Below are 19,012 nucleotides of genomic sequence, written 5' to 3'. Positions count from 1 at the left end.
CTCGCCAGGTGATTACTTATCGTCAACGCTATAGTTAGGAGCCTCTTTTGTGATCTGAATATCATGTGGATGTGACTCACGAAGAGCTGCGGAGGTCATCTTGATAAATCTTCCGTTCTCCTTAAGTTCCTCGATTGTACCGCATCCGCAATATCCCATACCTGAACGAAGTCCGCCCATGAGCTGGAATACTGTATCTTCAACTGTTCCCTTGTAGGCAACACGTCCTTCAACGCCCTCCGGAACAAGCTTTTTAGCATCTTCCTGGAAATAACGATCCTTGGAGCCGTTCTCCATGGCTGCGATGGATCCCATTCCACGGTAAACCTTGTATTTTCTTCCCTGGAACAGCTCGAAATCTCCGGGAGCCTCGTCACAGCCTGCAAACATTGAACCCATCATTACGATGTTAGCTCCTGCTGCAATAGCCTTGGTAATATCGCCAGAGTACTTGATACCACCATCAGCGATGATCGGAATACCATACTGCTTAGCCATTTCGTAGCAGTCCATAACTGCAGTGATCTGAGGAACACCGATACCTGCAACCACACGTGTTGTGCAGATAGATCCGGGTCCAATACCTACCTTGACAGCATCTGCTCCTGCTTCGATAAGGTCTTTTGTTGCAGCTGCTGTAGCGCAGTTTCCTGCGATAACCTGAAGATCAGGGAATTTCTCTTTTATCATGCGAAGACATTTAAGAACGTTCTCTGAATGTCCGTGTGCTGAATCAAGAACAATAACATCAACCTTGGCATCAACAAGGGCTGCTACTCTGTCCAGGCAGTTAGCCGAAATACCAACACCTGCTCCGCAGAGAAGACGTCCGTGGTCGTCCTTAGCTGAAAGAGGATATTTGATGGTCTTTTCAATATCCTTGATTGTGATAAGTCCTACAAGATTGTAGTCGTCGTCTACGATAGGAAGCTTCTCCTTCTTGCTCTTTGCAAGAATGCTCTTTGCTTCCTCAAGTGTAATGCCTTCCTTGGCTGTAACAAGGTTTTCGCTGGTCATTACATCTTTTATCTTCTGTGAGAAGTCTTTTTCAAACTTGAGGTCACGGTTTGTGATGATACCTACAAGCTTTTTGCCCTCAGTGATAGGCACACCTGAAATTCTGAACTTAGCCATGAGAGAATCGGCATCTGCCAGTGTGTGCTCCGGTGAAAGTGAGAAAGGATCAGTGATTACGCCGTTCTCTGATCTCTTAACCTTGTCTACTTCCTCGGCCTGAGCCTCGATAGACATGTTCTTGTGAATGATACCGATACCGCCCTGTCTAGCCATGGCGATGGCCATTCTGTGCTCTGTAACTGTGTCCATTCCTGCACTCATCATAGGAATGTTGAGTTTGATCTTCTTGGTAAGATATGTGCTAACATCTACCTGATTAGGTATAACCTGTGAATATGCCGGTACTAAAAGTACGTCATCAAAAGTAATTCCTTCGCCGATAATCTGTCCCATTGTCTCGCTCTCCCTTATTCTTTTCAGTCAGTAAACACCTTGCGAGGTGCTACGTTTTTAACAGCTGTTACAAATTCTGCATTTGGTTCGAATATAACCTTTTCCTTTCCATCATATATAAAAGTATATGTTGGATCAGGCTGGCGGTCCTTCTGTCTTGCGGAGAAGTCAACCACCTTCAGGGTTTTATTCTTAAACTCATCGAGATGATAGGAACGAGACGGAGCCATAGCTTCAATCTTGTTGACGTCGTACTTGGCTACATTCTTACGTCTGCTCTTATTGAGGATCTTGTCAACTGTGATCTCCCTCTCACAGTACTGATACTCAAACTCGATATTTGCATTCAAAGTAAGGAAATAATACAAAACTCCTGCACCGATGCACAGGATAAGACCTATGATTCCTAACGGACTGATGACTGATAAAAGAAAGAAAATAATTGCCACAGCAAGAGATAAAAAGCTGAGAATCTTCACCATTGGTGACGCTTTGCTCTCTACCAGGCACTCAACATAATTGTTATCGATACCCATTACAGAACTCATCCTCCTTAAAAAATATCAATTTTAACGATTATGTTACTTTACTTTTCCCAATCTTTCAAGCGTTTTTCACCGTTCTTACCTATCATTTCTATTATATCTGTTTTATCGTAAAAAATGTATTATTTATTTGTAAACTATTGTTTAAAGCTAACTTGACAGTTTTCTTTATTAAACGTAAAATTCTCGAATGAGTCCTAAGAAATTCAGGAGGAAATTTACATGTCAGTACGTGATGAGATAAAAGAGCAACAGAAAAAGCTTAAAGGTCAGGGCTTTAAAGCCCACTGGGATTACTTTTGGGAATATTATAAGATACATACCATCGTGGCAATCGTAGTTCTGATCTTTGTGATCATTACCATAAGAGATGTTACGGACAACAAACCTTACGCAGTATATTCCATGTTTATCAACAACCGTGGCATGGACACTCAGAACATACTTCAGGATGGTTTTGCAGAATATGCAGGTATTGATACAGAAGAATACGCAGTTATAGTTGATACATCATCAAACTTCATGTCTTCTATAGTAGATACTACTTCTGTTGCAACCAGCGAGAAGCTCATGGCAATGCTTGCAGCACATGAACTTGATACCATAGTTGCAGACGAAAACACCTTCGGCCGCTACGCTTCACAGGATACATTCATTGATCTTAGAACTTTATACAGTGAGAGCGAACTTGAGAGTTTTGGCGATAGAGTTTTCTACGTAGATCAGGGATACATTGATTACCTGAACTCAGATGAGTACACAACTTACATCACTTCAGGTGAATATGACAAGAACAACAAATACGCTGTGATGGCTGCAAAATACGAAGAGGATTTCACCTACCAGAAGGTTGCTAAAGAGGATATGGATGATCCGATTCCCGTTGGAATCATTCTTGATAACTCTGAAGCACTCAAGAGCTGCGAGGCTTTCCCGGATGAAGCTCCGATTGTGGGTATTGCAGTAAACTCTCAGAGAATTGATAACGCTAAGTTATTTATTGAATATCTTATGAAATAAGAATCAAAAAGAACCGTCCCCACCAAGTCAGGGGGACGGTTCTTTTGACTCATTATTATCAAAGGGCTGTTGAAACGAATATATCGTAAATAGCTTCAATCGCCTTCTCAAAATCCCTATTCTCAACACCAATAATGATGTTAAGCTCTGAAGATCCCTGATCGATCATGCGAACATTGACGCTGGCGTGAGCAAGTGCAGAGAAGATTCTTCCTGCAGTTCCACGTGTCGACTTCATACCACGTCCCACAACTGCGATAAGAGCAAGGTCTGACTCAATCTCAAGCATATCGGGATGAGCGAGCTTGTGGATCTCTGAAACAACTGCCTGCTCCTTCTCGATGAATTCGTCCTGCTGTACGAATACAGTCATGGTGTCGATTCCTGAAGGAACATGCTCGATTGAAATGTTCTGATCTTCAAAGGCCTGAAGGACTTTTCTAACGAATCCGATCTCGGAGTTCATCTGATCCTTGAGGACGTTCACGCAGCAGAAGCCCTTCTTACCGGCAATTCCGGTGATGACATACTTGGACTTTTTAGCTGTTGACTCAACGATCCATGTGCCGGGATCATCAGGCTGGTTGGTATTTCTGATATTGATCGGGATACCCTCTTTTCTTACGGGGAAGATCGCATCCTCGTGAAGAACGCCGGCACCCATGTATGCAAGCTCTCTGAGCTCTGTGTATGTGATGGTCTCAATGTACGGAGGCTTATCAATGATCCTTGGATCTGCAACAAGGAATCCTGAAACATCTGTCCAGTTCTCATATACATCTGCCTTGGTTGCTCTTGATACGATGGATCCTGTGATATCGGATCCGCCTCTTGAAAAGGTCTTTATGCTTCCGTCAGGATATGCGCCGTAAAATCCGGGAACAACGGCCTTTGGAGTCTTCTCCAGTTTCTTGGCCATCAGCTTATTGGTCTTCTCGGCATCGAATTCTCCGTTTTTGTCAAAAGAAATAACGGTAGCAGCGTCAACGAACTCATAGCCAAGGTATGCTGCCATTATGATTCCGTTAAGGTACTCACCTCTGCTGGCTGCATAGTCACTGCCTGCCTGTGCCTTAAAGTTCTTTTCAATGGTCTTAAACTCACCTGAAAGATCCAGCTTTAATTTAAGTCCCTTGATGATCTCATCGTAGCGGGCCTTGATATCTGAAAGCTGCTTACTAAAGTCCTTGCCTGCCTCTGCCAGGGCGTAGGTCTTGTAAAGCATATCAGTTACCTTAGTATCCTTTGAATTTCTTTTGCCCGGCGCTGAAGGTACTACGTACACTCTGTCCGGATCGGACTTAATGATGTCACCTACCTTCTTGAACTGCTCTGCACTGGCCAGCGAACTTCCGCCAAATTTTACAACCTTTTTCATTGCTCCATCTTCCTTCTATAGTTATTTATTCATCAGTAAAGTCTGATGTAACCCTTAACGCTGTCAAACTTCCAAAGCTTCTCATCGAAGTCTTTTTCCGAGATATCATCTGTAATGAAGGCGAACTCGTTATATACGTTATCGCCTGTAACTTCCTCGATACCGTGTCCGAAGATCTCAAAAGCCTGTTCCTTGTACTCAGCTGCAACTCTTACGAAGAACTTTCTTACAGCATTGTCCTTAGGAGAAAGAACTGCCTTCTCAGAATTTAAGTTTACGTCGATGTGCTTGCCCTTGTGTTTGATGATATCAATAACATCGGCAACTACCGCACTTGCTGTAGCGTTCTTGCCTGCGCCTCTTCCGTAGAACATAACGTCGCCAACCATGTTTCCGTGAACATTGATGGCATTGAATACACCGTTTACGTTTGCAAGAGGATTCTCATAAGGGATAAGGAACGGTGCAACTATAGTAAAGAAGCCGTTCTCATTCTTCTTGCACATTCCAAGGAGCTTGATCGCCATTCCAAGAGTTCTTGCATAGGCAAAATCCTCGATGCTGATCTTGGAGATACCCTCTGTGTAAATATCTTCATAATTAACGTGTTTTCCACTCATAAGGCTTGAGAGGATGGCTATCTTACGGCAGGCATCATAGCCTTCCACATCGGCCTCAGGATTCTTTTCTGCGTAGCCCTTATCCTGTGCTGCCTTAAGTACTGTCGCAAAGCCTGCGCCTTCTTTGTCCATCTTGGTGAGGATGTAGTTAGTTGTTCCGTTTAAGATACCTGTGATGGAATCGATCTTCTCATGCTTAAGAGAATCATTGATAGTCCTAAGAAGTGGAATTCCGCCGCCTACGCTTGCCTCAAACAGATAGCTTGCTCCGTTCTTCCTGGCAAGCTCAACTAGCTCAGGTCCGCGTGCTGCAACCAGCTCCTTGTTGGAGGTGCAGACACTCTTTCCTCTCTCGAGAGCACTCTTTTCAAAAGAGAATGCCGGCTCAATTCCGCCCATTGTCTCACAGATAACTTCTATCTCAGGATCGTCAAGAATGATGTTGATGTCGTGAACGACCTGTGTCTCATGTTTATCCCCGGGGAAATCTCTAAGATCAAGAATGTACTTAAGTTCAAGCTTTTCCCCTGCGCTCTTTTCGATTTCGGCTGCGTTGTTGTCGAGAACATCAACTACTCCGCTTCCTACTGTACCGTACCCTAATACTGCTACCTTTGCCATATCTTCCTCCTTATGTAAGCGTAGCACTTCGACCGGTAATATGTACCTTGTGCACGCCTTCAGTCTTTTCCATGATGGAGATCATCTCCATGATATCTCTTGTTTCCGGTAATACCTGGATGGTGATTGAAATAGATGCCACACCGTTTAGTGGTATGGACTGATGTATGGTAAGAATGTTTGCCCCAAACTCGGCTATGAGGTTGAGCACATATGACAGAAGTCCCACCTCATCATTCATCTGGAATGTCAGGGTCAGCGTTGTGCCCTGAAGGCTGTCGTGGAACTCATATATATCTTCTTTGTATTTGTAAAAAGAGCTGCGGCTGATTCCAAGTTGCTGAGCTGCCTCACTGGCAGTCTTCACCTTCCCGGATTCAAGGAGTTTCTTGGCCTCGACCACCTTGAGCAAAACCTCAGGTACCGCCTGCTTTCTGATTACATAGTATCCTGTATCCTGCTGCACTTTAATGTCTCCCAAAGTGTTTTTGTATCGCGGACATTTGTCTGCATGAGAAAGATTTTATCACAGTGAAGTTTTAAAGACAAGCAGAAATATTTATAAATATTCAAAGTTTATACATTTTTCTTTGTACATTATGACAAAAATAGGACCACAGCCTTTGCCATGGTCCCAAAACATCATATTACCTATTCTGAAGCTTTTTCTTCCGTTCCCTCATCTACTACCGGAACTTCCATGGTCAGGCCATATTTGCCGCCAAGGAAAAGAAATCCGGCATATCCGTTCTCATCAAGAAGAGAAACAGTATCCTCTCCCGCAGGGATCACAAAGCTGACGCGATTTCCCTTGTACTCCTGATCAAGGAAGCTCACATAGAGTGAAACGTCAGGCCTTTCTTCCAGAGCCTGCATTACCTGTTTGTTGAAATTAATAAATAAAGAGGTTTTTACCTTAACTGTTGCATTTTCAGGAGCCATCTCAATACGTCTTGCAACATCGCCCTGGAACGCATAGTAAGCAGATATCGGTCTGAAATACCATATCTTACCACATTCAGGACACATGTAATTAATAGTACCCTCAGCGGATTCACTCTCATTCATGATTGCTATCCATTTGAAGTGATGTATGTGGGTAGGGTCATTCTGAAGCGCTTTTCTCTTTTCTTCAGCCTCTTTTGCCGCCTGCTCTTCTTCAGTTAACTCCGGCTCATCTTCCTTATTTTCTTCCTGAGCATCCTCAGCGCTCTCTATAGTTGTATCCTCCTCAGCTCTTACAACTCCAGCAACCGGAGCAGGTAAAAGAGCTGCTGAAACAGCCACTAATGCTGACGAGAACAAAATCGCTAAAACTCTGTTTGCCTTCATTTTCTAAATCACCTCTTAAAAATATTCGTAGTTACAAAACTAGTTTATCACTTTTTTAAGCCACTCGCTATGGTCATATACTCTCGCCGGAGGTCCTGTGGGCTGCCACAGCTAAATAGCTAGACCCGCAGCGTAGTATTTTTTCGTGAATTCATGAGTCTTCAGAGGGCGCTTTGCATCTTCTGTCCACGGATCATCCGTAGAAGCTGCAAAGCGTTCTATGAAGGCCATGAATTCCGACAAAAATAGTCCGCGAGGAGGATAGCCATTTAGCTGTGGCAGCCCACAGGACCTCCGGCGAGAGTATCCCCTGCATAAAGCGAAAAGCCATGACGTCGGGGAACGCCATGGCTTTTCAAAAACGCTTATAAAAGGAAAGAGTAAAATAGGAGGATAGCTAATTTATCATCCCTTTACTGCACCGGCTGATACGCCACCTACGATGTACCTTGAAAGAAGGAGGTAGATAACGATAACCGGGAAGATGGATGCAGCTATCATGATGTAGATCTGACCCATATCGAAACGGAGCCAGTCAGCACCACGGAGCTGAGCAATCATAACAGGAAGTGTCTTCTTAGTATCAGTGTGAAGGATCAGGGCCGGTGTGAAGTAGTTATTCCAGCTTCCTACAAAAGCAAAGATCATCTGTACACTGATAGCCGGCTTAATAAGCGGCATTATGATTGTATTGAATGTTCTGAACTCTCCCGAACCATCAATTCTTGCAGCCTCAACCAGTGACAGAGGCAGGTTACTCTCCATGTACTGCTTCAGATAGAAGTAAGTAACAGGTGATGCAATTGCAGGAATGATAAGAGGTACGATTGAGTCATCCATTCCAAGTCTTACGATCAAACGCAGGAAACCAAGGGCGGTAACCTGTCCGGGAATCATCATGATTGCCAGGATAAATGTTGCAATAGCAGCTCTTCCCTTGAACTGATATGTATTGATAGCATATGCAGTCATAGCTGAGAAGTATGTACAAAGCACTGCTGTGCAAACTGAAACGATAATACTGTTTAAAAAGCCTCTTGCAATAGGAATAGTTCCGTTTATAAGGCTTGACCAGTTATCAAGAAGATGTGTGCTGGGAAGTACTGTGAATCCCAATGTCATCTCTGAATGTGATCTGGTTGAGTTAATAAGCAAAATGTAGAACCAAATGAGGCAGAGGAACGAAAAGAATATAAGTGTTATGTAAGCGATAGTTCTTCTTACTCCAATTGGGACTCCATGGGGTTTCATTGTTGTTTCGTTATTCATCCCTATTTCCTCCTTAATTCTTTTCTTTTGAACTGTTAATTCTGAATACTACAAGGCTCAGAATACCAGTTACAACAAACAAGAATACTGACAAAGCACCACCACGGCCTACGTCCTTACTTGTAAGATATCTGTTAAGGAGCATGATTACTGTGGTAAGGGCATCCATAGGATTACCACGACCGTTTGTCAAGATCTGAGGAACATCGAACATCTGCAGACCACCGATAAGAGATGTGATCAGCACGTAGATGAATATAGGACGGAGAATAGGCATTGTGATCTTGAAGAATACCTGTGAAGCTGTAGCTCCGTCAACCTGAGCAGCTTCATAAAGTGATGAGTCGATACCAAGCATACCTGCCATAAGGAGGATGGTTGTATTACCAAACCACATCAGGAAGTTCATGAGCATAACAAGAATTCTTGAAGCACCCACAAACTGGAAGAACTTGAAAGGCTCTTTTATAGCACCAAGACTTAAAAGAATCTGGTTTACAGGGCCGCTGTCTGAGAACAATGCAAAGAACAGCATTGAAAACGCTGATGCCATGATCAGGTTAGGCATGTAGATAACTGTCTTAAAGAATCTCTGACCTTTGAGTCTGAGTGAAGGATCTGAGAACCAGTAAGCCAGCAAAAGAGCTATAACAATCTGTGGGATGAAACCACCAACCCACATGATGAGTGTGTTACCTAAATATTTCCAAATTTCCGGTGTTGTAAGCAGGTTAACATAGTTGGCGCCACCAACAAAGTTAGGTCCGATCTGCTTAAGTCCGGAACGATAGTTCTCAAAGAAACTGTTATATATAGTTGAAAACAGTGGAATAAGGCTGAAGATGATATATGTAACAAAGAATGGTATAAGGAAAATATATCCCCAGCGGTTAAACTTAACCACGTTATGATTGGCTTTAGTGGACTTATTTTTGTCCATACCCTTACCTCCGCAAATATTTTACTCTTTACCCTTGGATTTTTAAGAAATTGCCTGCCGGATAACCCGGCAGGCAACTTATTTTTAAAATACTGTCACTTATACAGAAATTATCTTGTAAGCTCAGGATATCTCTGAAGTGCAAGTGTGTAGAACTGCTCAAGAGCCTCATCATATGTAGCAAAGTTGCCATTGATGTAGTCGCCCATAGCTGTCTGGAAGTCACCAAGAAGACCCTGGTCATAAGCTGTAAGGTTAGCCATATCGATGTTGTCAGCGCCTGCACAGAACATCTTAAGAGGGTTCTGTCCACCAAGAACTGCGTTCTGGTAAGAAGGATCGTTTGCAAGCTCTTCCATAACAGGTCTGTTGTTTACGAAGTCATTGTCCTTAAGAACGATGTCCTTCATAACTGCAGGATCCATTGTCATCTTTCTCATGATATCAGCAACGAGTGATGGGTTATCTGTTCCAGCTGCTGCACAGATCCATGTTCCGCCCCAGTAGAAGCCCTGAGGTCCCTCTGTAGCTGCCCAGCCACCATCGTGAGCTACTGAGCCTTCTACGTCAGCTGCCATACAGAAGTCGATCAGCCAAGCTGGTCCAAAGTAAGCGAATACCTTTCCTTCAGGATAGAATCCCTTGTTCCAGTCCTCACCCCACTGGCCCCATGTGTTGCAGTAGCCAGCATCTGCAAGCTTCTTAGAATCCTCAACCCACTTCTTAAGGTTGTCATCAACCTGGATCTGTGTTCCGTTAACCCAAGGAAGCTTAGCGTTGTTCTGATATACACGGAATGTATCAGCTGTTGAAGAAATTACATCGTAACCAGCCTTGTCAAGCTCACCGGCTGACTCGAAGAACTTATCCCAATCAGCGAACTTAGCCTGGATGTCTGCAGGCTCATCTGTTCCGAATACTTCCTTAGCGATTGCTCTGTTGTAGATCATAACACCAGGGCAGCCCTGCCATGATGTTCCCTTAAGAACACCGTTAGAATCTGTTACAACTGCCTGTGTGTATGCATACTGATCCTTGAGCTCATCAGCTGTGATGCCGAGGTCAGTGATAGGCATTGTGTAATCTGTGTCTGTGTACTTAACTGCGTAGTCAGCCTCTACAAGGAAAAGGTCAACCTTGTCATCTGCTGCAGCGCTATCCTGTGCAAGAAGAAGCTCATCAAGTCTGTTCTGGTAAGCGTTCTCCTCGTTAGGAGTGATCAGCCAGTTAACTGTAACATCACCGATCTTACCTGTTGTTCCATCAACTACCTCATATCCAGGATAGTGATCTGTAAGACGGCTCTTGAACTCCTCGTTCCATGCTGAAATGTTGAGAACCTTACCCTCATCAGCTGCTGCCTCTGCTGCAGGTGCTTCCTCTGCTGCAGGTGCTTCTGCTGCAGGTGCCTCAGCTGCAGGTGCCTCTGTTGCTGCAGGTGTCTCAGTAGCTGCAGGAGCTTCTGCTGCAGATCCGCAAGCTGAAAGCATACCAGCTACCATTGTTGTTGAAAGTAATACGCCAAGTATTTTCTTTCTCATAACTACTTTTACCTCCCTTTTCTCTTAAAAGAATTTTGAGTTATATTTAAAACGGCTATGGCCATTTTAAACCGGGTTAATATTGGCGACTGACTCGCCCTTTTCCAAGGTTCCTTCTACCACTATCTGCTCGATAAGTGTTCCCTTTGGATTATTGATAAGATCTATGAGTTTGCTTGCTGCAACTCTTCCTATCCTGTCTGTGTCCTGAACTATTGTTGTCATAAGAGGACTTATTCTTCTTGCAAGCTCTATTCCATCGTATCCTGCAACGGATATATCCTCGGGAATTCTCAGTCCCTTTTGTCTTATGGCATTAATTCCGCCGAAGGCTGCAAAATCATCTGAATACATAATGCATGTTGGCGGATCAGGCAGTTCCAAAAGTTTGGTGGTAGCTTCAAAAGCTTTTTCTGTATTTCTATATGGGCTTGATACCATGTACTCATCTCTTACCGGTACTCCCAGATCCTGGAGAGTATTGTAAAAGCTTGTGAGTCGTGACTGGGTAACTGCTGTGTTCTCAAGTCCGTGTACGTATGCTATCTTACGATGTCCCTGTTCATATATATAAGTAACAAGATCTCTTATTCCCTTAATATTGTCAGAGACAATTGCTATTCTGTTGTAGAAAGTGTGGTCTATTGTGACCACTGGGATGTTACTCTTAATAAGTTCATCCACTTCCGGGTCCGAAAACTCTACACAGGCAATGACCACTCCGTCGAAGCCTCTGTATATTGCATGGGACAGATAACTCATCTTGTTGGTTCTGGATCTGTCTCCATTAATGAAGGTAATATCGAAACCTTCCTGCTCAGCCTTTTTCTTAAAGCTGTCGAGCACATGTGAGAAGTAGTCGTGGGTAAGTCCACTGTTGGCTTCGTCTACAAAGAGCACTCCGATATTATTGGACCTGTTTGTCTTAAGTGCCTGAGCTGCTGCGTTGGGATGATACCCAAGCTTATCCGCTATCTCCCTTACTCTTTCCTTCGTTTCCTTACTTATATCGCTGTGATCATTAAGCGCTTTGGAAACAGTTGCGATTGACACTCCACAGGCCTTCGATATGTCTTTCAATGAAACAATACGTCTAGCCATCTGTTTATCTCACGTTTCTCACTTAATCGTTTTCGTAGTTTCAATATACAACGAAATTACTCTAAAATCAAGTTGAGTTTTTTAGTTTTTGTGCAATTTTGATATTTTTGTGAGTCTTTTACAAATTTGCAAACATCATTTCATATATTTTTCCAAGTTTGTCCATAATTTGTTCATATTTCTTTTAAACGTTTTCGAAACAAAGGCACTATCCATGCGGCTTTGTGAAAACTTACTCGCATAAGTAAACGTAAACCTAGTATTTATGCGCTTTGCACCAGATTAAAAAAAGTTGAAATTTGTATTGAAATCATGTACATTTACATATATAATACACCTAGAATTTTATCGAAAACGTTTAAGTTAACAGGAGGTTACCAATGAAGTACGGTTATTTTGACGACAATGCTCTCGAATACGTAATAACTACGCCCAAGACTCCTCTTCCATGGATCAACTATCTGGGCAACAAAGAGTTCTTTTCACTCATCTCCAATACCTGCGGAGGATATACATTCTATAAGGATGCCAAGCTCCTTCGTCTTACAAGGTATCGTTACAACAACGTTCCTTATGATAACAACGGTAAGTACTTCTTTATTAAAGATGGCGATACCGTATGGAATCCCGGATGGCAGCCTGTAAAGACAACTCTTGACAGCTATGAGTGCAGACACGGTCTTGGCTACAGCACATGGGTTTCAACCAAGAACGATATCGAGGCCAAGGTTCTCACCTTCGTTCCCATGGACGATAACTGCGAGGTTTCAAAGGTAACTCTTACTAATAAGAAGAGCAGCGATGCCAACATAACCCTCTTTTCATATGTAGAGTGGTGTCTGTGGAACGCAGATGATGATATGAAGAACTTCCAGAGAAACCTTTCAACCGGTGAAGTTGAGGTTACAGACGGCGGAAGTGTTATCTATCACAAGACAGAGTACAGAGAGCGTCGTAATCACTATGCAATCTACGGCGTAAACACCAAGGTTGACGGATTCGATACAAGCCGTGATGACTTCCTTGGAGCATACAACGGACCTGACAGCCCTGATGCTGTTGCAGCCGGCAAGTGCACAAACTCAATGGCAAGCGGATGGTCTCCTATCGCAGCTCATCAGATCAACGTATCTCTTAAGCCCGGCGAGTCCAAGACCTTCGTATTCACTCTCGGATACATTGAGAATCCTGAGGATGACAAGTGGGAAGCTCCTTCTGTTGTTAACAAGAAGCCGGCAGTTGCAATGCTTGCCAAGTACAACAACGAGGCTGCTGTAGATGCTGCTCTTGCAGAACTTAAGAAATACTGGAGCGAGCTCCTTTCAATCTACCATGTATCTTCCAACAACGAGAAGGTTGACCGCATGGTTAATATCTGGAATCAGTATCAGTGCATGGTTACATTCAACATGTCAAGATCTGCTTCCTACTATGAGTCAGGTATCGGCCGTGGAATGGGATTCAGAGATTCCTGCCAGGATCTTCTCGGATTCGTTCACCTCATTCCCGACAGAGCAAGACAGCGTATTATTGATATCGCTTCTACTCAGTTCCAGGATGGTAGCGCATACCACCAGTATCAGCCACTTACCAAGAAGGGTAACTCAGATATCGGATCAGGCTTCAATGACGATCCTCTGTGGCTCATTGCCGGAACAAGCGCATATATAAGAGAGACAGGCGACCTTTCAATCCTTGATGAAATGGTTCCTTTCGATAATGATATGAGCGTAGCCAAGACCCTTATGGGACACCTTAAGTGCTCATTCGATTTCACAGCAACACACAAGGGACCTCATGGTCTTCCACTCATCGGTCGTGCTGACTGGAACGACTGTCTGAACCTCAACTGCTTCTCAGAGCATCCGGGTGAGTCTTTCCAGACCTTCGGACCTTCCGAGGGACCTGTTGCAGAGTCAGTATTCATCGCCGGAATGTTTGTTAAGTACGGTGAAGAGTATGCTGAGCTTGCAGAGCTCAAGGGTGATACAGCCGAGGCTGAGCGCGCAAGAGCTGAGATCAAGAAAGTTTACGATGCAGCAACAACAGCCGGCTGGGACGGCGAGTGGTTCGTTCGTGCTTACGATGCAAACTCCAACAAGGTTGGATCAAAAGAGTGCGAAGAGGGCCAGATCTACATCGAGCCTCAGGGCTTCTGCGTTCTTGCAGGAATCGGTGTTAAGGAAGGCCTTGCTGAAAAGGCACTTAAGAGCGTTGAGGAGAGACTTGATACCAAGTACGGAATCATGATCCTTCAGCCTGCATATACCAAGTACCACTTAGAGCTCGGAGAAGTCAGCTCATATCCACCGGGATACAAGGAGAACGCCGGAATCTTCTGCCACAACAATCCTTGGGTTTCAATCGCTGAGACCGTTCTTGGACACGGAAACAGAGCTTTCGATATCTACAAGAAGACATGTCCTGCATACGTTGAGGAGATCAGCGATATCCACTGCACAGAGCCTTATGTATATTCACAGATGGTTGCAGGAAGAGACGCTAAGTTCCACGGACAGGGCAAGAACAGCTGGCTTACAGGTACAGCTGCATGGACCTTTGTAAACATCTCACAGTACATCCTTGGTGTTTACCCTACTCACAAGGGACTTTCCATCAATCCTTGTGTCCCCGAGGACTTCGGTGACTTTACTCTCACCAGAAAGTTCCGCGGAGCAACCTACAACATTTCTGTTAAGCAGAACGGTGCTCAGAAGGGCATCTCCAAGCTCACAGTAAATGGCAAGGAAGTTGAGGGCAACATCATTCCTTACGAGGAAGGTGTTAAGGAGTACACTGTAGAAGCTATTCTCGGATAAAACCTTCTTAAATACAACTAAAAACCAAAACCGGAGAGCCTGAGCGCGTTTGACGTGCTCAGGCTTTTTGGTTGCGCAAAACCTATCATACGTGTTAAAATAAAGTGTTAAGTCGGAGGTTTATATGAGCACAGAAAAAAAGCCCAGAAAACACAGACATAAGAGACACTATACCTTCATGGTCATATCCGGTGACTCCGATGGCAGTACCAAGAGACTCCATCTGAACCACTTCAGGACACAGCTACTGGCATACACAGCCTTTGGTATAGCGCTTGTTATAATCTGTTATATAATCCACTCTGCCATCACTATAAACCATCTTCGTTCCATTGAGCTGGAACAGAAGGCACAGATCGATGAGCTTACCACTGAGAGTGCAACCCTTGAGGCCTCAAACGGAGAACTCGAGACCAAGGTTCAGCAGCTTTCGGCAGCTCTCAATCAAAGGCTTGAAGATGAGCAGATTTCAGCGGAAGAAGCTGAGACACTTGCAATTCCTACAGGATTTCCTTTAACAGGAACTGCATCTATGACTCCCGCTGTGGATGATCCAAACGAGACCAAGGTTACCAAGATCACCGAGGACAACAAGGACACAGCCACAGGCAATCCGCTGGTACTATTTGATTCCGCTGCCGGTAACAGCGTCATCGCAGCAGGCTCCGGAACAGTACAGACCGTTACCACAGATGTAAAGTTCGGCAACATGGTCACCATCGACCACGGCAACGGTTATATCTCAATTTACAGAAATATGGGCGATCCTCTTGTCACAGAAGGATCTGCCATAGATAAGGGTGATATTATCTTTGTTATATCTGAAGACAACACAACACTCGGCTATCAGATACAGCAGAATGAGCAATATATCAACCCGGAAGAACTAACAGAAATCAACGGGTAAAGACCCGGATATCAAACGGAGGAAATTTCAATGTTTGGAAGCAAAAAAGACAACAGTGTAGATCCCGCTTTAGAACAGGTGGGAACCATCATTGGTCCCGGAGCAATCCTTGACGGTCCGCTTACAACCAAAGATTCAACCAGAATCGACGGTACAGTAAACGGCAACGTGACCATTAGTGGTGCTCTCATCGTGGGTCAGGAAGGTAAGATCACCGGAACCGTTTCAGCCATGAATGCCTATGTTGCAGGCGAGATCACAGGTAATGTATCCGCTCCTCAGGGCAAGGTCGAGATCAGCGATACAGGTAAGGTTATCGGCGATGTAACCTGTAAGGGAATCATTATTGATGAGAACGCCGTATTCCATGGAAATTGCGAGATGACATCCATCGACAAGAGCTCTGCAGCAATTGCAAAAGAGCGCGCGGTTGCCGACAAGTCTTCTGAAGAAACCACAGAAGAAAAGAAAGGCGAAAACAAAGAAGAGAATAAAGAAGAAAACAAATAATTCCAAAACAAAAGAGGCTACAATGTAGCCTCTTTTAATTTGTCATTTTAATCCTGCATTCTGGTAAATACCAGCTCGTATCCGTCATCTCCGTAGTTAAGAGATCTGTTCACTCTACTGATGGTTGCTGTAGAAGCTCCTGTCTTCTCAGCAATTTCAAGATATGTCTTCTTATCTCTGAGCATTGAAGCAACTTCAAATCTCTGTGAGAGCGATAAAAGCTCATTTACTGTACACAGATCCTCGAAGAAGCTGTAGCACTCCTCTTTATTTTGCAGGCAGAGTATTGCATCAAACAAGTGATCAACAGCATCTGTTCTGATTTTTTTGTTCATTTCTGTCCCTCCAACTGATCTGATTTGCTATTAACTATATTCCGTCAATAATGCTTTCATACTTAAATATTTTATCACGCTAAAACTTTAAAGTAAAGTCCGTCTCATATATGCTTTTTCCCTGTCACTATTTGTTATATAATAAAACTAGTATTTTGCGTAATTATGTATATTTGATTGCTGTATATGGTTAGCGCCTATGTTTCTTGATGAGGAAGACATATGAAGGACGTTAGTTTTTACGATATAGTCATTGCAAAAAAAGACCAGAAAATAGTTTCAGCAGATGCCTGGATCTATGATCAGCTCGGCAGCTATGCGCAAAAGCCCATGAATGAGCTTATAGCTGTTGAAGATATGGATATATATCTAAATAACATCAAAAATTGCGACGGAAACTGGTACCCAAGTAAGCTCCTCTGCCCCGATACCATGTATTACACCTACATGAAGGCCGCCGTAGAAAATGAAGACTTCATAAGACTTACTATCATAAACGCTGCGGATCTTTTAAATGCACACAGTTCTCTTATGAGAACCATAAATATCTTTCAGGCTCAGCTTGATATGTATGAAGATGTTTACTTCGTATATACTCCCGGCGAAGAAAGTGTCAGTGTTTTTAACACGGAGGTCTCCGATTTCCAATCAAGAGTTTATACCCTGGATGAATTTGAAAAAGTCCTGCTATCAAGAGCTAAGGGCGATCAGATCGATAGTGTAAAAGGCTTTATCACCCAGGTTAAATCAGGTGTCGGAAGAAGCACCACTACAGTAAAAGGCAACCTTCTAAATGATGATTCCGATGTTACACATACTGTTCTGGATGAATCCTTTGTTTTCTATGACAAGGATACCAAGGGCGTCGTGGGTCATATTCAGCTTTTAAGAAGCAGCGGGGCTGTAAAGATAAACAGCATAAAGCACGATTCCATGACCGGCCTTCTTGAAAAGAGCGATATCCTGAGAATTGCCAAAGAGAGAATTGATGACAGAAGGCTTGAAGGCACTGCCCTAGCGATCATTGATATTGACTTTTTCAAATCAGTTAACGACACCTTTGGCCATCAGTTTGGCGATGAAGTCATTAAAAGAACTGCCAGCATCATATCAAACGAGATCGGAACAGACGGCATTTCAGGCCGATTCGGCGGAGATGAGTTCCTTGTTCTTCTCTATGATATAAAATCAGAAAAAGAACTCAGAGTAAAACTTAAGGGAATAAAAAACAAAGTAACTTCCACTTTCCCGGATAAAGGAATCGATAAAGATAATCCGCTTTCAGTATCTATCGGAGCTGCAGTTTTCCCGAAAGATGCGGAAAACTATGACGATCTTTTTGAACTGACCGATCACTGCCTGTATCTTGCCAAGGAAAAAGGCCGAAACAGATATATCATATACACACCTGAGAAACACGGAACGCTTGAAGAAATAAGGCGTAAACAGCAGAACGTCCGAAAGTTCAATGAAAGGGATAACTCCTATGGTGATGTCATCGTCAAGATGTTCAACATGGCTCTTCACGACAAGGACAGCACTATAGAACAATACATGTCAGAATTTGCCGAAGCTTTTGACCTGCAAAATGTTATGCTGTTTGTAGGAGAGCCCTTTAAGCACAGATATTCCGCCGGAAGCAAAGCGATAGATGATAAAGTAGCAACAGACTTCCTCATAAAAATATTAGATAGTCCGGAACTGGACAAATACTTTGCACTGGATAATTTCGTTGTTATAAACCGCCTCGAAACGCTTCCTCCTTTTGCCCACAAGCTCAAGGAGTTCCTGACCAAAAGAGAGACTTACTCGGTAATTTACATTAAGTTCTTCGACAAAGATAACAGAAAATGCGTATTTATTATTTCCAGCGTCGGGAAATCAACAATGTGGAATCAGACACACTTTAGATATTACAGGGCTTTCATTGACTTGTTATCTCTGCATTCTCTCGGCTGAAATTGCTTTACTTTTGACCACTTATGTGATATCGTAAATATGTTGTCATAGACAACATAACATTTTATTTTTTTATTTTTATTGGAGGTATTACGATGAACAAAGGTACTGTTAAGTGGTTCAACAACCAGAAGGGTTACGGCTTCATTTCTGACGAGGCTGGAAATGATGTATTCGTACATTATTCAGGACTCAACATGGAAGGTTTCAAGTCTCTCGAAGAGGGCGCTTCTGTAGAGTATGATGTAATCCAGGGCGAAAAGGGACCTCAAGCCGTAAACGTAAACAAGCTTTAATTGTGAACTTCCTCTATAATTAACTCTCGTTACTCATCTTCGTCTTCTTCATCGTCCCACTCATCCCAATCAGGATACTGCTCAACACTTCCAACAGCCTTAAGCAGTGTCGGTGGTTTCTTTCTTGATTCTTCCTCAATCTTCTGAACGTGTATTGTGAACATCCAGTCATCACCATAATCGTAATGCAAAGAAAAGTTCTGTCCTTTTACCAGTTTGATCTCATCGATGGCTATGTCAGTTGAAGGACTACCATCCTCTGGATCATACTGATAACTGTACTCGCTGTACATTCTATTATCCATGCAGAATTCATACAGATGCTCATGGATAAAGTCATATGATTCCA

18 protein-coding genes are annotated in these 19,012 nt (G+C 43.4%); 6 read left to right on the top strand and 12 right to left on the bottom strand.

From position 1 onward, the window contains the following. Positions 1–12 precede the first annotated feature (12 nt). Both guaB and G589_RS0116690 read right to left on the bottom strand, forming a co-directional pair. Complete coding sequence (guaB, locus tag G589_RS0116695; protein WP_022769582.1) at positions 13–1,470, bottom strand: IMP dehydrogenase; 1,458 nt, start codon at positions 1,468–1,470, stop codon at positions 13–15. A 23-nt stretch (positions 1,471–1,493) separates the two neighbouring features. Beyond that, on the bottom strand, positions 1,494–2,006 hold the full coding sequence (locus G589_RS0116690) for a DUF6106 family protein (RefSeq protein WP_022769584.1): 513 nt from the start codon (positions 2,004–2,006) through the stop codon (positions 1,494–1,496). A gap of 231 nt (positions 2,007–2,237) precedes the next feature. Here G589_RS0116690 and G589_RS0116685 point away from each other — a divergent pair, with 231 nt between their 5' ends. Then, a complete protein-coding gene (locus G589_RS0116685) occupies positions 2,238–3,035 on the top strand; it encodes a hypothetical protein (RefSeq protein ID WP_026522924.1) in 798 nt (265 codons plus the stop codon). 58 nt (positions 3,036–3,093) lie between these two features. On the opposite strand, the gene G589_RS0116680 is transcribed toward G589_RS0116685, so the two are convergent. The 8 genes from G589_RS0116680 to G589_RS0116645 all read right to left on the bottom strand — a co-directional run bounded on the left by G589_RS0116680 (position 3,094) and on the right by G589_RS0116645 (position 11,837). Further along, positions 3,094–4,413: an aspartate kinase gene (locus G589_RS0116680; RefSeq protein ID WP_022769590.1), complete on the bottom strand. Its 1,320-nt coding sequence runs from the start codon at positions 4,411–4,413 to the stop codon at positions 3,094–3,096. A gap of 32 nt (positions 4,414–4,445) precedes the next feature. Further along, positions 4,446–5,654, bottom strand: coding sequence for a homoserine dehydrogenase (locus G589_RS0116675; RefSeq protein WP_026522923.1), 1,209 nt, complete (start codon positions 5,652–5,654; stop codon positions 4,446–4,448). Positions 5,655–5,664: 10 nt separating this feature from the next. Further along, positions 5,665–6,120, bottom strand: coding sequence for an ACT domain-containing protein (locus tag G589_RS0116670; protein ID WP_022769593.1), 456 nt, complete (start codon positions 6,118–6,120; stop codon positions 5,665–5,667). Positions 6,121–6,305: 185 nt separating this feature from the next. Further along, positions 6,306–6,986, bottom strand: a complete 681-nt coding sequence (locus G589_RS0116665; RefSeq protein ID WP_026522922.1) for a hypothetical protein — start codon at positions 6,984–6,986, stop codon at positions 6,306–6,308. Between the two features lie 405 nt (positions 6,987–7,391). Further along, complete coding sequence (locus G589_RS0116660) at positions 7,392–8,255, bottom strand: carbohydrate ABC transporter permease (protein WP_022765070.1); 864 nt, start codon at positions 8,253–8,255, stop codon at positions 7,392–7,394. A 13-nt stretch (positions 8,256–8,268) separates the two neighbouring features. Beyond that, a complete protein-coding gene (locus G589_RS0116655; RefSeq protein WP_022769597.1) occupies positions 8,269–9,195 on the bottom strand; it encodes a carbohydrate ABC transporter permease in 927 nt (308 codons plus the stop codon). A 110-nt stretch (positions 9,196–9,305) separates the two neighbouring features. After that, a complete protein-coding gene (locus tag G589_RS0116650; protein WP_026522921.1) occupies positions 9,306–10,736 on the bottom strand; it encodes an ABC transporter substrate-binding protein in 1,431 nt (476 codons plus the stop codon). 66 nt (positions 10,737–10,802) lie between these two features. Further along, complete coding sequence (locus tag G589_RS0116645; protein ID WP_242826474.1) at positions 10,803–11,837, bottom strand: LacI family DNA-binding transcriptional regulator; 1,035 nt, start codon at positions 11,835–11,837, stop codon at positions 10,803–10,805. A gap of 380 nt (positions 11,838–12,217) precedes the next feature. Between G589_RS0116645 and G589_RS0116640 the strand changes: the two genes are divergently transcribed. From G589_RS0116640 to G589_RS20440, 3 genes are all read left to right on the top strand, one after another. Beyond that, the gene (locus G589_RS0116640; protein WP_026522919.1) at positions 12,218–14,656 is read left to right on the top strand and encodes a GH36-type glycosyl hydrolase domain-containing protein; all 2,439 of its coding nucleotides are present in this window, start codon (positions 12,218–12,220) and stop codon (positions 14,654–14,656) included. A gap of 124 nt (positions 14,657–14,780) precedes the next feature. Beyond that, positions 14,781–15,563, top strand: a complete 783-nt coding sequence (locus G589_RS0116635; RefSeq protein ID WP_026522918.1) for a murein hydrolase activator EnvC family protein — start codon at positions 14,781–14,783, stop codon at positions 15,561–15,563. 30 nt (positions 15,564–15,593) lie between these two features. Next, positions 15,594–16,073 (top strand): bactofilin family protein, encoded by a 480-nt coding sequence (locus tag G589_RS20440; protein ID WP_051192510.1) that lies wholly within the window; start codon positions 15,594–15,596, stop codon positions 16,071–16,073. A 47-nt stretch (positions 16,074–16,120) separates the two neighbouring features. Here the strand turns inward: G589_RS20440 and G589_RS0116625 are convergent, their stop codons facing one another. Then, positions 16,121–16,408 carry a YerC/YecD family TrpR-related protein gene (locus G589_RS0116625; RefSeq protein ID WP_022765063.1) on the bottom strand — a complete coding sequence of 96 codons (288 nt, stop codon included), beginning with the start codon at positions 16,406–16,408 and terminating at the stop codon, positions 16,121–16,123. Between the two features lie 222 nt (positions 16,409–16,630). Between G589_RS0116625 and G589_RS0116620 the strand changes: the two genes are divergently transcribed. After that, entirely contained in the window at positions 16,631–18,367 is a 1,737-nt protein-coding gene (locus tag G589_RS0116620) for a GGDEF domain-containing protein (protein ID WP_026522917.1), read from the top strand. Positions 18,368–18,462: 95 nt separating this feature from the next. Then, positions 18,463–18,663 carry a cold-shock protein gene (locus G589_RS0116615; protein WP_013281837.1) on the top strand — a complete coding sequence of 67 codons (201 nt, stop codon included), beginning with the start codon at positions 18,463–18,465 and terminating at the stop codon, positions 18,661–18,663. 29 nt (positions 18,664–18,692) lie between these two features. On the opposite strand, the gene G589_RS0116610 is transcribed toward G589_RS0116615, so the two are convergent. Beyond that, a partial coding sequence (locus tag G589_RS0116610) for an IS1096 element passenger TnpR family protein (protein ID WP_026522916.1) occupies positions 18,693–19,012 on the bottom strand: 320 nt, incomplete at its 5' end.

The organism is Butyrivibrio sp. VCB2001 (genome assembly GCF_000423965.1).
In the GTDB taxonomy this organism is placed as follows: domain Bacteria; phylum Bacillota; class Clostridia; order Lachnospirales; family Lachnospiraceae; genus Butyrivibrio.
The sequence above is the reverse complement of the archived record's forward strand: the minus strand, read 5'-3'. Positions and strand labels throughout refer to the sequence as shown.

What these genes read in the sequence shown, in the direction of transcription:
- G589_RS0116615 (WP_013281837.1), top strand. Translation starts at nt 18,463, where the DNA reads ATGAACAAAGGTACTGTTAAGTGGTTCAACAACCAGAAGGGTTACGGC.
- G589_RS0116640 (WP_026522919.1), top strand. Translation starts at nt 12,218, where the DNA reads ATGAAGTACGGTTATTTTGACGACAATGCTCTCGAATACGTAATAACT.
- guaB (WP_022769582.1), bottom strand. Translation starts at nt 1,470, where the DNA reads ATGGGACAGATTATCGGCGAAGGAATTACTTTTGATGACGTACTTTTA.
- G589_RS0116660 (WP_022765070.1), bottom strand. Translation starts at nt 8,255, where the DNA reads ATGAATAACGAAACAACAATGAAACCCCATGGAGTCCCAATTGGAGTA.
- G589_RS0116650 (WP_026522921.1), bottom strand. Translation starts at nt 10,736, where the DNA reads ATGAGAAAGAAAATACTTGGCGTATTACTTTCAACAACAATGGTAGCT.
- G589_RS20440 (WP_051192510.1), top strand. Translation starts at nt 15,594, where the DNA reads ATGTTTGGAAGCAAAAAAGACAACAGTGTAGATCCCGCTTTAGAACAG.
- G589_RS0116690 (WP_022769584.1), bottom strand. Translation starts at nt 2,006, where the DNA reads ATGGGTATCGATAACAATTATGTTGAGTGCCTGGTAGAGAGCAAAGCG.
- G589_RS0116625 (WP_022765063.1), bottom strand. Translation starts at nt 16,408, where the DNA reads ATGAACAAAAAAATCAGAACAGATGCTGTTGATCACTTGTTTGATGCA.
- G589_RS0116635 (WP_026522918.1), top strand. Translation starts at nt 14,781, where the DNA reads ATGAGCACAGAAAAAAAGCCCAGAAAACACAGACATAAGAGACACTAT.
- G589_RS0116655 (WP_022769597.1), bottom strand. Translation starts at nt 9,195, where the DNA reads ATGGACAAAAATAAGTCCACTAAAGCCAATCATAACGTGGTTAAGTTT.
- G589_RS0116645 (WP_242826474.1), bottom strand. Translation starts at nt 11,837, where the DNA reads ATGGCTAGACGTATTGTTTCATTGAAAGACATATCGAAGGCCTGTGGA.
- G589_RS0116620 (WP_026522917.1), top strand. Translation starts at nt 16,631, where the DNA reads ATGAAGGACGTTAGTTTTTACGATATAGTCATTGCAAAAAAAGACCAG.
- G589_RS0116675 (WP_026522923.1), bottom strand. Translation starts at nt 5,654, where the DNA reads ATGGCAAAGGTAGCAGTATTAGGGTACGGTACAGTAGGAAGCGGAGTA.
- G589_RS0116665 (WP_026522922.1), bottom strand. Translation starts at nt 6,986, where the DNA reads ATGAAGGCAAACAGAGTTTTAGCGATTTTGTTCTCGTCAGCATTAGTG.
- G589_RS0116685 (WP_026522924.1), top strand. Translation starts at nt 2,238, where the DNA reads ATGTCAGTACGTGATGAGATAAAAGAGCAACAGAAAAAGCTTAAAGGT.
- G589_RS0116680 (WP_022769590.1), bottom strand. Translation starts at nt 4,413, where the DNA reads ATGAAAAAGGTTGTAAAATTTGGCGGAAGTTCGCTGGCCAGTGCAGAG.